Source organism: Gluconobacter sp. Dm-73 (assembly GCF_018256215.1).
Taxonomy (GTDB): Bacteria; Pseudomonadota; Alphaproteobacteria; order Acetobacterales; family Acetobacteraceae; genus Gluconobacter; species Gluconobacter cadivus.
The window spans coordinates 36,806-50,771 of sequence record NZ_JAERLW010000001.1 but is presented as its reverse complement, the minus strand read 5'-3'; the positions used below and the strand labels follow the sequence as shown (position 1 = coordinate 50,771).

The window sequence follows — 13,966 nt, the reverse complement described above, 5'->3', positions numbered from 1 at the left end:
CGAGATCATCGCCATGTCCCTACACCCCTCGCTCAGACATTCCCTCCTGTCCTGCGCCGCCCTGATGGGGCTGGGGCTCGGCGTTGCCCAAGCCGAGCCGGGCTATCTGCGTGAACCCTCGATTTCCGGCCAGACCGTCCTGTTCAACGCCGAACAGTCCGTCTGGAGCGTTCCCCTCGCAGGCGGGCAGGCCCAGCGTCTGACGACCGTGCCGCAGGGCGCGAATGCCATCGACCCGCATCCCGTCATTTCTCCAGACGGCACCCAGATCGCCTTCGCCGCCAATTTCGACGGCCCGACCGAAATCTACGTCATGCCCCGCAACGGCGGCACACCGCGCCGTCTGACATTCGAGAACGTCGCACGTCTGAAAATCATCGGCTGGGACGCCCATGCCGGGGTGCTCTATGCCAGCCCTGCCGCAACTGGCCCCTATTATAGCCAGACCGTCTCGGCCATTGATCCGAAAACCGGCGCAACGCGCGTCTTCCCGCTTTCCGGCGCGAACGATGCCGCGCTCAGCCTGGACGGACGCTGGCTTTATGCTGTCCGCTTCGGCCTCGCTACGACCGGCGATCACATGCGCGCCTATCGCGGCGGCGCGCTGTCCCAGCTCTGGCGCTTCGACCTTCAGAACGGCAAGGAAGCCGAGCGCATCGGCACGCATGACGCCAACCTGATCCGCCCGATGCCCTGGCGCGACCGCCTGATCGTCATTTCCGACGAAGATGGACGTTATAATCTGTGGAGCCTCGCCGCCGACGGCTCGGACGCGAAACAGCTCACCCATTTCACGGATTACAGCGTCCTCGAGGCCGCCATTTCCGGCGATCATATCGTCTTCCGCAAAGGCGCGGACCTGTTCGATTTCAATCTGGCCAGCGGTGAGACCACACCCGTCAAGGTGGACCTGACCTCCGACAACCTGCCCCGCAGCCCGTACTGGCTGGAAAAGCCGACACGTTTCCTGACATCCTCGACCATCTCTCCCAAGGGGGACGCCGCCGCCTTCACCATGCGCGGTCATGTCGTGGTTGCCGGGGCTTCACCCCGCCGCGTCGTCGTGCTCGCCACCCCCGATAACGTCCGCCTGCGTCTCGCCCAGATCACGCCGGACGGCAAATCCGTCATTGCCTTCAGCGATGCGGGCGGCGATTCCGCCCTGTGGCGCTTTGCAGCCGATGGCAGCGGCAAGGGCGAGGCCATCACCCAGCCGTCTTCCACCGAACCCGTCGCACTATCTCTTTCCCCGGATGGCAAATACGCCGCCCATACCGACCTTCTGGGCCGCCTCTGGCTGACGGACCTGTCCACCAAAGCCGACAAGCTGGTCGATAATGCCACGCTGGACGGCACCAACGTTTTTGATTCCGTCTCGTGGTCCCCGGATGGACATGTTCTGGCCTATGTCCGCACACGCGGCACAAACCTGCGTCGCCAGATCGCCCTTTACGTCCCCGCCACCGGCCAGTCGAACTGGGTGACGGACGGTCGCTATGAATCCTATACGCCCAGCTTCTCCCCGGATGGCAAATGGCTGTGGTTCCTGTCCGACCGCACGTTCTCGCTCTCCAATGGCTCGCCTTGGGGAGATCGCAATATCGGACCGGCCTTTCCCAAGCGCACAGGACTCTACGCCCTCGCCCTCCAGTCCGGCGAACGTTTCCCATTCCAGCCCGCAACCGAGCTGGACCCGACGGATAAGAAGCCCGACGCCGATAAAAAGGACGACAAGAAGAAAGACGGCGACAAGAAAAAATCCCTTCCCGCCATCGAATGGGCCGGGATCGCCACACGTCTCTATCAGGCCCCGGTTCCGGCCGGAGACTATGAAGGCCTCGGCGTTTCTGACGACTATCTCTTCACGATCGACAATTCCGGCTCAGGCGATGGTCCGGGCGATCTGAAGTCGATCCATATCGACAATAACGAACACAAGATCGAAACCTACGCGGCCAAGATTTCGGATTTCGACATCACCCCGGACGGCAAAACCCTTCTGACCCTCAGCCGTCGCGGCAAAAACGCGCCGGAACTGCTCCTGACGCCCACGGGCGAGAAGCAGCCCAAGGAACTGGACGGCAAGAAGATCGACCTCGACCATCTGCGCCTGCGGATCGACCCCGGACAGGAATGGTCTGACGAATTCGTGGACGCCTGGCGCCTGCACCGCGACCACTATTATGACCGCGACCTGCACGGCGTGGACTGGAAAGCCGTGCGTGCCCATTTCGCCCCGCTTGTGGATCGTCTCGGAGACCGTGCGGATCTCGATGATCTGCTCGGCCAGATGGTTGCGGAAATCGGCGCCATGCACTCGCAGCTCCACGCGCCCACGACCTTCGACCAGCCCGCTTCCAGCCTCATTGCAGGCCTCGGCGCGCAGCTAACGCATGAGGACAAGGGCTTTCGGATTGCCCACATCTATCAGGGCGACCGCGACCTCCCCGACCAGCAGTCCCCGCTGGCCGCGCCGGGTGTAGACGCCCGGAATGGTGATCTCATCGTCGCAATCAACGGTCAGCCGACTGCAGGCCAGCCCGATCTCGGCTCGTTGCTTGCCGATCAGGCCGGAAAGCAGGCTCTCCTGACGCTCTCTCGTGGCGGGAAAGACCACAAGATCATTGTGACGCCCGTGTCTTATATGAAGGAGCGTGACCTGCGCGCGCGCGACTGGGAAGTCAGCCGCGCGGATATCGTCGACCGCACCAGCCACGGCCGCATCGGTTATCTGCATCTGCAATCCATGGTCGGTGACGACATGGAAGCGTTTGCCCGCGAATTCTATGCCAATATCGACAAGGACGGCCTGATCGTGGATGTCCGCGGCAACACGGGCGGCAATATCGACAGCTGGGTCCTCACACAGCTCATGCGCCGCCCGTGGATGTTCTGGGGCCGCTACGGCAACGCGCCGTCCGTGGACATGCAGCAGTCTTTTCAGGGCCGCCTGATCGTCCTGTCCGATGAAATGACCTATTCGGACGGCGAGACTTTCTCGCAGGGCATCAAGTCCCTGCATATCGCCCCACTGTTGGGTGAGCGGACCGCAGGCGCGGGCGTCTGGCTCTCGGACGGAGACCGCCTGATCGACAACGGCAATGCCCGTACAGCCGAAAATCCTTATTTCGACCTGAACGGACAATGGCTGGTCGAGAACAAGGGCGTCTCTCCGGACATTGAAGTCGAGAACATGCCGGTTGCCACCTTCAATGGACAGGACCAGCAGCTCGACGCCGCCCTCACATGGCTGCGCAAAGATATGGCCGACCATCCGCGCCCAACCCTGAAACCCGCTCCCTTCCCGGCCCAGCAGCCTGCTGCCCCGAAATAAACCGGAGCGTCTCTCCACAAAAAAAAGCCCCTGTCCGAGCACTCGGACAGGGGCTTTTTCATGACATGCCGGTCTTCAGAGCATCCGGTTCATAACCGTATCCCTGCGCCCATAACGATGCAGCAGCGCCGCAATACCATGCCCGGCAATCAGCACCCCTAAAATCCATGACGAAAACTGGTGCAACACATTCACCAGCGGCACGAACACAGGCGCCTTGTGGGCCAATGGCGGCAGATCGATGACCCACATCATGGGGATCGGCAGCCCATGGACAGAACTCCGGACCCATCCCGTCAACGGCACCACCAGCATCATCGCGTAAAGCGCAAAATGCCCGACCTGCACTGCCAGACGCTCCTCTTCCGGAATATCCGATGACATCGTGGGCGGCCGATGCGTTGCCCGCCAGACAAGCCGCAAAACCGTCAGGATGATGATGAACGGCCCGATTTCCTTATGGATCAGCAGCAGGAGCGCTTTCTGGGGCGTTGCCGCATGCGGCATGATCCGCCCCACATAAAACCCCAGCAGCCACAACGGAATAATGATGGCCGCCATGCTCCAGTGGAACAGTCTGGCGACAAGGGAATAACGCTGAAACGGCGCAGGGGTGTTGTCCATGAAACGGCACTACTCCGGAAGAACGGTTCCACGTCCTATAGCCGTTCGTTTGCCGAAACACATGTTGCACAGAGTTACGGATTTGCAAGCTCCCGCAGGCCGGGTAGGACAGTACGCACATTCACAGGAACATCAGGCCGCTATGCTGACACTGCTCTACACCCGCATCACCGAACTGGCCGCCTCGCCGCGTGCCGTCTGGTGGCTGATTGTTGTCGCCGTGGCGGAATCTTCCGTGTTTCCATTGCCCGTGGACCTGATGCTCGTCCCCATGCTACTCGCCAACCGTGAACGGGCATGGTTTCTGGCCTTTGTCTGCACGACTGCCAGCGTCGTGGGCGGGCTGATCGGCTGGGTGCTGGGTGCGTTCCTGATGAAACATATCGGCATGCCGATCGCGCATTTCTATCATGCCGACCAGCGTATCCTGAATCTGGAAGCGATGTTCCGCCGCTATGGCGTCTGGATCATTCTCGCCAAGGGCCTGACCCCTCTGCCCTACAAGTTCGTCACGCTGGCGGCGGGGGCAGCGCATTTCCCGCTGCTTCCGTTCATTGCCGCCAGCGTCGTCACCCGGGGCGCACGCTTCTTTCTCGAAGCCGCCCTGCTCCGCGCTTTCGGAGAACCCATCCGCGATTTCATCGAAAAACGTCTGGCGCTCGTTCTGTTCGGCGCCCTGATCCTGATCGCAGGCGGCATCGCCCTGATCGAATTTCTTTAAGGACCTTAGTTCAGGGCCATGCGCTCATGCGCCATGGCCTGCTCTTCACCAAAAGACGGCCATTCCGAACGCGTCAATGCCTTCAGAGACGGAGACGGCAGCCCCATACGGTGCGCATACAGCCACGTATAGGTCAGGGCGCGATGGACATAATCGCGCGTCTCGTTATTCGGCAGCGTTTCCATGAAAAACAGCGGGTCATGCATGTCCGCCTTCTGCGCACCTTCCCAGCGCGCAATCGCTCCCGGCCCGGCGTTATAGGACGCCAGAACCCGAACCAGATCGCCCCCTTCAGGCGGCGTCACCGTCGCAACACGGCTCGACTGGTTCGCGAGATACAGCACATAAAGCTGTCCGATCTCCAGATTGGAAGACGGATTGTGCAGACGGCTGACCATATCGGGAGCCACCGGAATCACCGCCACGCCATGCGAATCATACGTCATGTGCGACGTGGTGACGAAGCTCGCCGTCACCGGGCGGATCTGCATCAGACCATGCGCACCGGCCCCTGACGTCGCCGACGGATCGAAGTTGGATTCCACCCGCGTCAGCGCATAGACCAGCGCCGGATTCATCCGAAAACCATGGCTGGGCTTCAGGGCGGGCAGAGGCAGCGGCGTCGGCGGCGTCACCTCAGATTCCCGGTGCATGACCAGAGAGGCAAGCTGCTCGGACAGATCCTCATAACCCGCCGCCTGAGCAACCAGCTGAAGCGACCGCGACCGCGCGCTGTCGGAAGCGACATCCACCCACATACGCCGGATCAGGTTTTCGGCCCGCATCCGTTCGCCGATCTGAAGCAGTGCAAAAAGCTGACGCCCCTGCGGAAGGGCGCCCACAGCCTCAACATCAATTTCCGCAAGTACAGGCACCGGATCATGCAGCGTGACCTCGATCCGCCCATCGGGCAGACGCGCATGGCCATGACGCCCAAGTTCCAACGTCTGGGAAGCCAGCATGCCGTAAAAGGTTTCGTGATGCGTGGCGGCGCGATGCAGCCACTTTACATAACCCGCCATGTCATGACGCCGTCCCTCAGCCCGTGCTGCCCAGAACGCGGCAGCCGCACGGATTTCCAGTGCCGTGACAGGCGCATTGGCCGCAGACTGGAACAGGTCATAGGCCGCCTCGACATGCCCTTCGCGCCAAGCAGCAAGCCCGGCAACATAGGCGGGCAGCCCAACCTGATGATCGCCACGGCCAAATCCAGCACTCGCATTCCGCAACGCCGCAAGGGTTTCCCCCTGTGACAGCAGACCCAGTGCAATCTCACCGTAAAGCTGCGCCGCGTAAGGGGCGCTCATCCCCGGCGTGATGTCCACGAGATGCAACGCACTTTCCGCCCCTCGCACGCCCGTCAGAACCCGTTCCTGAACCGTCCGGTCCAGCAGCGGATTACGGGCAAATGCATGCATCAGCGGATCAACAGGAGCGACCGCGCCCTTCATATCGTCAGCCCGCGCATCAGCGGCAAGCGGACGAACGAAAGACTGCACCTGAACCGTTCCCGGAAGTGCAATTTTCAGCAGAAGAGCCTGAATGGTCGATGCATCGGGCTGGGACGCATAGTCATGCAGCCATTCCCGAAGCTGTTCGGCCGCAGGATGCGCGCCCGGCGCAAGATAACGCTCAGCCAGCACATCCGGCAGCAGGACATGATCCGTCAGCAGACGCATCTGTTCCTGAACAATACGGGAATTGCCTTCGCGCTGCGCCTGAAAGATCAGCCGATAGCGGTTGGCCATGGCCGCCGTCAGCGGATGGGGCAGCGAAACAACGCCATCCCCGCCCAGAGACGGCCGGGCTTCGGCAAACGCAGTCTCGTCCCCGGCCGGTTCCGGCTGGGGGGTGAGGTTGCGTGTGCTGTCCGCACGCGCCGGAGACAGTGAGCCACCGGCCAGAATCAGTACGCTGACGAGCAAAGCCCGGGCGCTACTGCCTGAAATGAAAGGGGGTGTCCTTCGCATAGCAGCGGGTTGCTACCCGCTTTGCAGGGCCTTGGCAAGAACTTGTTAAGTTCTACACGCCCTTGGACTGGGCAATGATATAACCCAACCTTAAAACAATCCAGTGGCAAACACCTGTCATCGCGCGTTTTTTTACGTTTTTCCGAAGTTTTTTAACGGTAGTATTTGTACCCAACTAGTCCTCATTCTTCTGGAGAGAGTTTCTCCATCAGAATCAGCAGATCCTGCCAGGCATTCCGCCGCGCAGCCGCGCTTGCCCGCAGTTGCAGAGGGTGCCGCATCGGCAGAAGTGGCACCGGAGTCGCAAGCCCCGGAACCGCTACGTCCGTCCACCGCCCCCGCATTCGCCCGACAGCAGCATCCGGACCCACCAGCATCTTGAGCGGCGTCACCCCCATCGTCACCAGAAACCCCGGTCGACACAGGGCGATTGTCCGCAACAGAAGCGGAAGACAGGCCTGCATTTCCGCATCACTCGGCGTTCGTCCGCCGGGCGGCCGCCAAGGCAAGGCGGGCGCCATCGAAATCCCTCCGCGCTCCAGTCCCGCAGACCGCAGCATTTTCTCCAGCAATGCCCCGCCCTCGCCCGCAAACAACGTGCCGGAACGGTCTTCATCCGCATCGGGGGCCTCGCCGATCAGCATGAACGGCGCGCCTTCGACGAAAACCGGCTCCAGTCGATGCGTGGCGGTTCGGGCCAGAAACAGATCGCCCGGCGCTTCGGTCAGGCGCATCAGTGTCGGCAGATCCGGCGCTTCTTCCACCGCCCGGGCGGACAGCCCGCCCGCCGACACGCCAGCCGCCTTCGCAGGCATCCGGCGCGCTCCGTCGCCTCCCGAAAGAACCGCAGGCAAATGTTGCGCAAAATCCTGCCGCTCCGTCCCGACACGCGGCGGCAGTTGCGGCGTCGCCTCGGCCAGACGGTCCACCGGCATTTCACACAGGGCCTCGTCCACACCCCAGTCATACTGGAGTTGAAGCGCGGCCAGCAGATCGGCACGGCTCAGAACTGCCGACACATCACTGACTGGGGGCGTCATGGTTGATCCGTCCTGATGGCCTCCCACTCCGTCGCCACACAGCCCCCAAAGGGATGCCGGTTGGCGTGGAGCCTCAAGAGGGCTAGAGTTTCTTCCATTATGCAGATCACACGCGGCTGGCCCAGATCATTCGAGGAATTTTCCCGCCCGCTCCGTCTGGTGCTTCCCGCTCTCGCGCTGGGCAGCGGCCTGACAGGGAGCGCGCTGGCCGCCCTGCCTCCCGCCATAAAACCGACCGTTAATCCAGAGAATTCCCTGACCGGCTGGATGCTGGCGGCAACAGTCATGATGGAGCGCGGAGACGTTCCCGCAGCCAATCTGGCCCTTTCCCATGCCCTACCGCTCGCCCCACATAACCTTCAGTTACAACACGACGCCCTGCGTTATGCCGCTATGGCCGGCCATCAGACCGAAGCCGTCAAACTTGCCAATGCCCTGCCCGATCAGGGCGCCGGCAGCGATATCGGAACACTCATTCTCGCGCAGGACGCCTTCGCCCGACAGGACTGGGCCGCGATGCGCCGCATCCTCACCCGAAGTTCCCATCACGGTCCTCTTGTCACAATTGCAGCACCTGTCCTCATGGGCTGGAGCCTCGCCGCCGAGGGCCAGCCCGACAAGGCCCTGAACTTGCTGGCAGAAGCCGCAGGTCAACCGGCGACCCGCAGGCTCTATCTTCTGCACGCAGCCATGGTCGCGGAACACCTGCCCACTCCCCTACTCGCCGGACAGCTCTATCGCCGCACAGGAAACGCGTCCGGAGATCCACTGACGCTCCAGATCCTCTACGCGCAGCTCTATGGCGGCTGGCTCGAACGACATGGCCACCACAAGGAGGCCAGCGACGCCGTCTCCGCTCTGGGCGTGACATCTCCTCTGGCCGCCCTCGTCATCGGCCCGATCGAAGAGGATCTTCCAAACCTTAAAAAACCAACGCCGGCACTCGGCGGGGCCGTTCTCAATCTTCAGATGGCCCTCATGATTACGGACGCCATCCAGCAGGACGGCATTCCACGCGATCCCGCCATCATCGCCCTGCAACAGGCCATTTTCCTTGATCCCGGCCTGACACTCGCACGCATTTTTCTGGCTGATACCTTCCGCGAGGCCAACCAGATCTCCAGCGGTCTGGCCGAGTTGAACAGTATTTCGCCGTACGATCCCCTTGCTGCCCTCGCCGCACAGGAACGGATCAACCTTGCCCTGCGCTCAGGAGACCTCGCACAGGAAGCCGATGCCCTGCACCGCGCTCTCGCCCTGCGTCCCGAGAACCCGGAATTCCTGATCCAGCTTGCCGAAGTCGAAGACCAGCGCAGCCATCATACAGACGCAGTCGCACTCTACACCCGCGCCCTCAAGGCCTCCCCGCCCCGTAAGGAAGTCCTCTGGCCCATCCTGCTGGGCCGCGCGATGGCCGCTCAGGAAAGCGGCAACTGGCCGATGGTGCAGGACGACATGAAACATGCGCTGGAACTCGCCCCAGACCAGCCCGAAGTCCTGAACTTCGTCGGCTATGCCAATATCGAGCATGATACCGATCAGGCTCAGTCCCTCGCCATGCTGAAAAAAGCCGTCGACCTCCAGCCTGCGGATGCGTCCATTCAGGACAGTTACGCCTGGGCTCTTCTCAAATACCGTGCAGACCTCAAAACCGCGCTTCCCATACTGGTACAGGCCGCAGAACACGCGCCCGGCGATGCCGAAATCGGCTACCATCTCGGCGTCGCCTACTGGTATCTCGGACGGCACACCGAGGCACGGGACCAGTGGAACCAGTCCCTCGACGACAATCCCCAGCCGCAGGACCGCGCCCTTCTGCTACAGGCGCTCCAGAACGGCGGCCCCCATCTCGCAGCTTTCGAACAGAAACCATGACCTTCCCAGACGCCCCCCAAGCCACAGCACACGCCAAAATCAACCTGTTCCTGCACATCACCGGCCGACGCGACGACGGATACCACCTGCTCGACAGCCTCGCGGTTTTCGCAGGCGCCGCAGACCGCATCACGCTTGAAGGCCCCGCCGATACGATGTCGCTGACGATCGACGGCCCCTTCGGCCAAGGGTTGGAAGCGGACGATCAGAACCTCGTGCTACGCGCCGCCCGCGCCCTTCAGGCCAAGGCCGGCACAGCATTTAATGGCCTGACCGAATCCTTTCGTCTGAAGCTGGAAAAGAATCTGCCCGTCTCTTCCGGTATCGGCGGCGGTTCTGCGGACGCCGCAGCAACGCTGCGCCTGCTGGCCCGCGAATGGAACGCGGATCAGGCCACACTCTTTCCGATCGCCGAAAAACTGGGCGCAGACGTTCCCGTCTGTATCGCGCAGCGTCCGGCTCGGATGCAGGGGATTGGAGAAATCCTCGCACCGGCCCCGGTCCTGCCTGATGCGGGCCTCCTGCTCGTCAATCCCGGCGTCGGCGTCTCGACACCCGAGGTCTTCCGGGCCTTCGCCGCGGGCGGCGGCATTACGGAGCGGCCTCAAGCCTTCCTGCCTATCCGCTGGGACAGCGCAGAAGCCATGGTCGCCGACCTGAACGCCACAACCAACGACCTTCAGACTCCGGCCCTGTCACAATGCCCGGTGATTGGCACTGTTCTGGCGTCCATCGGCAGCCTTCCCGAGTGCCTTCTCACGCGTATGAGCGGTTCAGGCGCCACCTGCTTCGGGATTTTTCCCAATCCCGACAGCGCTAAGGATGCCGCACGGATCCTGAACGAACAGAGCGCGCGTCTGAATTGGTGGACATGGGCCGGAGGCTTCCACCACACTGGGTCTTCAACCTGATCACATCACAACCGGGCAGGGAGTCGAACATCATGACAGCCCCACGCATGCAGGTCACACGTTCAGAAGATGGCAAGACAGCCATCCTGTCCTTTCTTGAAGGCAGCGGCGTTTCAGGCAGCCTGTCTCTAGACGAGACCCAGTTGTCCCAACTGATCACAAGCCTGGGTCTGGCTCATGCCGCCCTGATCGAAAAACGCCCGCCAGCCCCCATTGCAGGCGCGCGCTTCACGCCGGTCTACACCACAAACTGGGCTCTTCAGATCGACGCCCTGACCGAAGGATCAATGCTGGCGTTCCAGCATCCGGCCTATGGACCGGTTGGTGTCGTGTTTGGTCCCCAGGACGTCGAACAGATTATTCACGGCCTGCAGAAACAGCGCACCATGATCCGCTCCAACCCGCAGGATGCCAGCACACCAAGCTGATCCCTCAGAAGAGTTCAACCTCTCCGGAACTTACTGCCGGTTGGGGGGCTTCCGCCAGCAGACGCTGACGGATCTCTCCCATCGTCAAACGATCCACAACTGACCGCTGAACCTGCACAGTCTCTACCTCAGGCTCACGGCTCAGCCCTTCACAGCAGCTCGCCACCTGATCCAGAACCTGGGCGATCCTGTCGAAATCCTGCAACTCCAGAGGATTTTCTCCCAGAAGCGCCTTCAGACAGACGGTCTCCAGTCTTCGCAGTTCCTGAAGACTGATGGCGAGCTGTACCCCAAGCCCTTCAAGGACCTGAGGCAACGGAAGTCCCTTCGAAACCTCAAGCACCGCAGATCGGTCCGAAAACAGCTTCGATGCGGGATTTAAGCGAGCTGGCCGTAAAAGGCTTGGCAAGGAAATTATTCACGCCCTCCGCAATGGCCTGCTGCACCAGTTCCTTGCTCGCTTGCCCGGTCAACATGATGAAACCTGTTTTCGCAGTTCGCGCATTGCTCCTGACAGCCTTCAAAAGCTCAAGCCCGTCCATGTCCGGCATGTTGAAGTCCGAAATGATAAGATGAACCGAATTGCTCTTCAGATGCTCCAGAGCTTCCACCCCGTTGCGGACACCGGCAATCTGCACAAAACCGATCTGGGCAAGCGTATTGCGCAGGATCGAACGGATAGAGGTCTGGTCGTCCACGAGGAGCACGGACATGGAAGAGGCGGAAATCATGGATACGTCTCCAGAGAACGGCGTTCACAAAGATTGAGAATAGCGGGACCAATGGCGGACAGCGGAAGCTGCGTGTCCACCGCACCCAATTCAAAAGCAGCGCGTGGCATGCCATAAATGACAGAACTTGCCCGGTCCTGACCGATCGTACAGGCACCGGCATGACGCATGGCCAGCAGACCCTGCGCACCATCGCACTCCATTCCGGTCAGGATGACGCCCACAGCATTTTTCCCCACTGTGGCGGCAAGAGAATAAAACAGTTCGTCCACGGATGGCCGATGACCATTAACGGGGGGCGCCGTTACCAGTTGGCAGACATACTCACCAGGGCGCGCCCCACCCCTGATACGCAGATGACGCCCCCCACCAGGCGCGACATACACAACACCCGGCTTCAGCACATCGCCCTCTTCCGCCAGCCTGACGTCCGGTTTCACAACCCTGTCCAGACGGCGCGCAAAGCTCTCGGAAAACTGTTTTGGCATATGCTGCACGATGACTGTCGCGGGGCAATCCTTCGGAAAATGCTCGAGCACATCCGTTAGAGCTTCCACGCCACCGGTCGAGGCACCGATGCCAACGACAGTTCCGGTTTTCGTGGCAGCCATCACTCTGGCTCCCAAACTCCCCCCTACCGATACGGCAGGTTGCCCTTTTGTGGCGCCTGCTCGAACAATCGCGTCTCCCAACCCGGCAAAAGGCTCCTCTCCGCTCCCGAGCGCCATTTTCGAATACCACTCAGCAGCCCCCATCCGGAGCGCCTGCTCCACCAGCCCCTGATGACTGGAGAGACGACCCGACACCATCACCACAGGCATCGGGCGCAACCGCATGATCTTTTCAAGAAACTGCAATCCATTCATGGACGGCATTTCGTAATCAAGCGTCAGCACATCAGGATTCAGCCGTACGATCAGATCGCGTGCCTCAAAAGGCGTTCCAGCCGTCCCAACGACTTTGACGCGAGGATCACGTTTGAGAGCTGCTGCGATCAGCGCCCGCGTTGTCAGAGAGTCGTCGACGACCACGACCGTCAAAGGCTTTGAACCGCTCATGGAGACATCTCTCCGGTCGAAACCTTGCGATAGGCATTATACCCAATACTTTCCATTCCAAAGCGTTCAGGATGAGCAATACGTTCCGAATGTCCCAGATAAAGCTCACCACCTGGAAAAATGCGCGCCGAGAGATTGCCCCAGAGCCTGTCCTGAGTTTCCCGGTCGAAATAAATCGCGACATTCCTACAGAAAATGGCGTGAAACCGCGATGAAAACGGCCATGGCTCCACCAGATTGAGGCGGCGAAACCGGATCATGTCCCGAATTCTTTCAGACATGACGACCCGATTGCTTTCGAGCCGACAGAACGACAGCACGCCGGCCTCAAACAAGGCTTCCGCTTCCACAGAATTATAACTGCCCAGCTTGGCCTGACTGAGGATGTCGGCATCAATATCTGTCGCCAGAATCTTTGCTTTCAGTCCCGAAATGCCAGACAGACACTTCAAGACTGTCATAGCGATGGAATAAGCTTCTTCGCCGCTCGAACAGGCTGCCGACCAGATCCTGAGTTCCTCGCCACGTTCAATGCGCGAGTATAATTTCTGGCGCAATAACTGCTCAAGATACGCAAAATGATGCTTTTCCCGATAAAAGCTGGTAACGTTTGTCGTCAGCGCCGAAACAAGATGATTTCTTTCATTAACTCCAGCGCCACTTACCAGAAAATTACAATACTCATCAAAAGAGCCAAACCCTTCCTGCCGGACACGGCGTGAAATTCTCGAATAAACAAGGCTTTTCTTCTTGTCAGATAAAGAAATTCCAGCAGACGTTTTGGCAATCCCTGCAATAATCCGAAAATTTTCGTCCGATATCTCCTGTTGATCCTGAAGCTCCATCACTGTCATTGCAAACTTCCTTCAAACAGCGAGGCCACATTCACAGAAAAAACCAGACGCCCTCCCAAGGACAGAATGCCGTTTGAATAGTATTTGAGATTATCGCTGGAAAGCTCTGGAAGGGGTCGGAAGTCTTCTTCGTCAATATCCGAGATATCCGTCACATTCGAAACCGAAAAACCAATAATCTTCTTGTCGTCTTTCAGAAAAATAATGGCCTTTTTTTCATCGTTATCATCAGAAACCCCCATCATCTGGGCCATGTTCACAAGCGGGATCACGGAACCGCGGACATTGACCACTCCTTCCACAAAAGCCGGAGCTGCCGGAAAAGGCGTCGCTTTCGCCCATTCCTTGATTTCCTTCACGGCAGAAATCTGAACAGAAAATTCCTGGCTCCCCAAGGAAAAGACCAGAGCTTTTTCCATG

The 13,966-nt window shown here is 60.2% G+C and carries 13 protein-coding genes; 5 read left to right on the top strand and 8 right to left on the bottom strand.

Annotation, left to right across the window (positions count from 1 at the left end):
- The first annotated feature begins 13 nt into the window (after positions 1-13).
- The gene (locus JK176_RS00275; RefSeq protein WP_249194076.1) at positions 14-3,334 is read left to right on the top strand and encodes a S41 family peptidase; all 3,321 of its coding nucleotides are present in this window, start codon (positions 14-16) and stop codon (positions 3,332-3,334) included.
- A gap of 75 nt (positions 3,335-3,409) precedes the next feature.
- Here JK176_RS00275 and JK176_RS00270 read toward each other — a convergent pair whose 3' ends face one another.
- Complete coding sequence (locus JK176_RS00270) at positions 3,410-3,958, bottom strand: cytochrome b (protein ID WP_211585861.1); 549 nt, start codon at positions 3,956-3,958, stop codon at positions 3,410-3,412.
- Between the two features lie 142 nt (positions 3,959-4,100).
- Here JK176_RS00270 and JK176_RS00265 point away from each other — a divergent pair, with 142 nt between their 5' ends.
- Positions 4,101-4,679, top strand: coding sequence for a YqaA family protein (locus JK176_RS00265; RefSeq protein ID WP_211585860.1), 579 nt, complete (start codon positions 4,101-4,103; stop codon positions 4,677-4,679).
- Positions 4,680-4,684: 5 nt separating this feature from the next.
- On the opposite strand, the gene JK176_RS00260 is transcribed toward JK176_RS00265, so the two are convergent.
- Entirely contained in the window at positions 4,685-6,649 is a 1,965-nt protein-coding gene (locus tag JK176_RS00260) for a transglycosylase SLT domain-containing protein (RefSeq protein ID WP_211585859.1), read from the bottom strand.
- 182 nt (positions 6,650-6,831) lie between these two features.
- Positions 6,832-7,689 (bottom strand): uracil-DNA glycosylase, encoded by an 858-nt coding sequence (locus tag JK176_RS00255; protein WP_211585858.1) that lies wholly within the window; start codon positions 7,687-7,689, stop codon positions 6,832-6,834.
- 99 nt (positions 7,690-7,788) lie between these two features.
- Here JK176_RS00255 and JK176_RS00250 point away from each other — a divergent pair, with 99 nt between their 5' ends.
- Genes JK176_RS00250 through JK176_RS00240 form a run of 3 tightly spaced genes read left to right on the top strand, consistent with a single transcriptional unit; the run spans position 7,789 to position 10,903 of the window.
- A complete protein-coding gene (locus JK176_RS00250; protein ID WP_211585856.1) occupies positions 7,789-9,564 on the top strand; it encodes a tetratricopeptide repeat protein in 1,776 nt (591 codons plus the stop codon).
- Entirely contained in the window at positions 9,561-10,475 is a 915-nt protein-coding gene (locus JK176_RS00245) for a 4-(cytidine 5'-diphospho)-2-C-methyl-D-erythritol kinase (RefSeq protein WP_211585855.1), read from the top strand. The genes JK176_RS00250 and JK176_RS00245 overlap by 4 nt, the downstream gene beginning before the upstream one ends.
- 47 nt (positions 10,476-10,522) lie before the next feature.
- The gene (locus JK176_RS00240; protein WP_194261949.1) at positions 10,523-10,903 is read left to right on the top strand and encodes a hypothetical protein; all 381 of its coding nucleotides are present in this window, start codon (positions 10,523-10,525) and stop codon (positions 10,901-10,903) included.
- A 4-nt stretch (positions 10,904-10,907) separates the two neighbouring features.
- On the opposite strand, the gene JK176_RS00235 is transcribed toward JK176_RS00240, so the two are convergent.
- The 5 genes from JK176_RS00235 to JK176_RS00215 are packed head-to-tail and all read right to left on the bottom strand — an operon-like array spanning position 10,908 to position 13,965.
- Positions 10,908-11,246, bottom strand: a complete 339-nt coding sequence (locus JK176_RS00235; RefSeq protein WP_211585854.1) for a hypothetical protein — start codon at positions 11,244-11,246, stop codon at positions 10,908-10,910.
- Positions 11,239-11,634 (bottom strand): response regulator, encoded by a 396-nt coding sequence (locus tag JK176_RS00230; RefSeq protein ID WP_194261816.1) that lies wholly within the window; start codon positions 11,632-11,634, stop codon positions 11,239-11,241. The genes JK176_RS00235 and JK176_RS00230 overlap by 8 nt, the downstream gene beginning before the upstream one ends.
- The gene (locus JK176_RS00225) at positions 11,631-12,692 is read right to left on the bottom strand and encodes a chemotaxis response regulator protein-glutamate methylesterase (RefSeq protein ID WP_211573957.1); all 1,062 of its coding nucleotides are present in this window, start codon (positions 12,690-12,692) and stop codon (positions 11,631-11,633) included. The genes JK176_RS00230 and JK176_RS00225 overlap by 4 nt, the downstream gene beginning before the upstream one ends.
- Complete coding sequence (locus JK176_RS00220; RefSeq protein WP_211585853.1) at positions 12,689-13,546, bottom strand: protein-glutamate O-methyltransferase CheR; 858 nt, start codon at positions 13,544-13,546, stop codon at positions 12,689-12,691. Before JK176_RS00220 ends, JK176_RS00225 begins: the two co-directional genes overlap by 4 nt.
- A complete protein-coding gene (locus JK176_RS00215) occupies positions 13,543-13,965 on the bottom strand; it encodes a chemotaxis protein CheW (protein WP_194261813.1) in 423 nt (140 codons plus the stop codon). The genes JK176_RS00220 and JK176_RS00215 overlap by 4 nt, the downstream gene beginning before the upstream one ends.
- Position 13,966 lies beyond the last annotated feature (1 nt).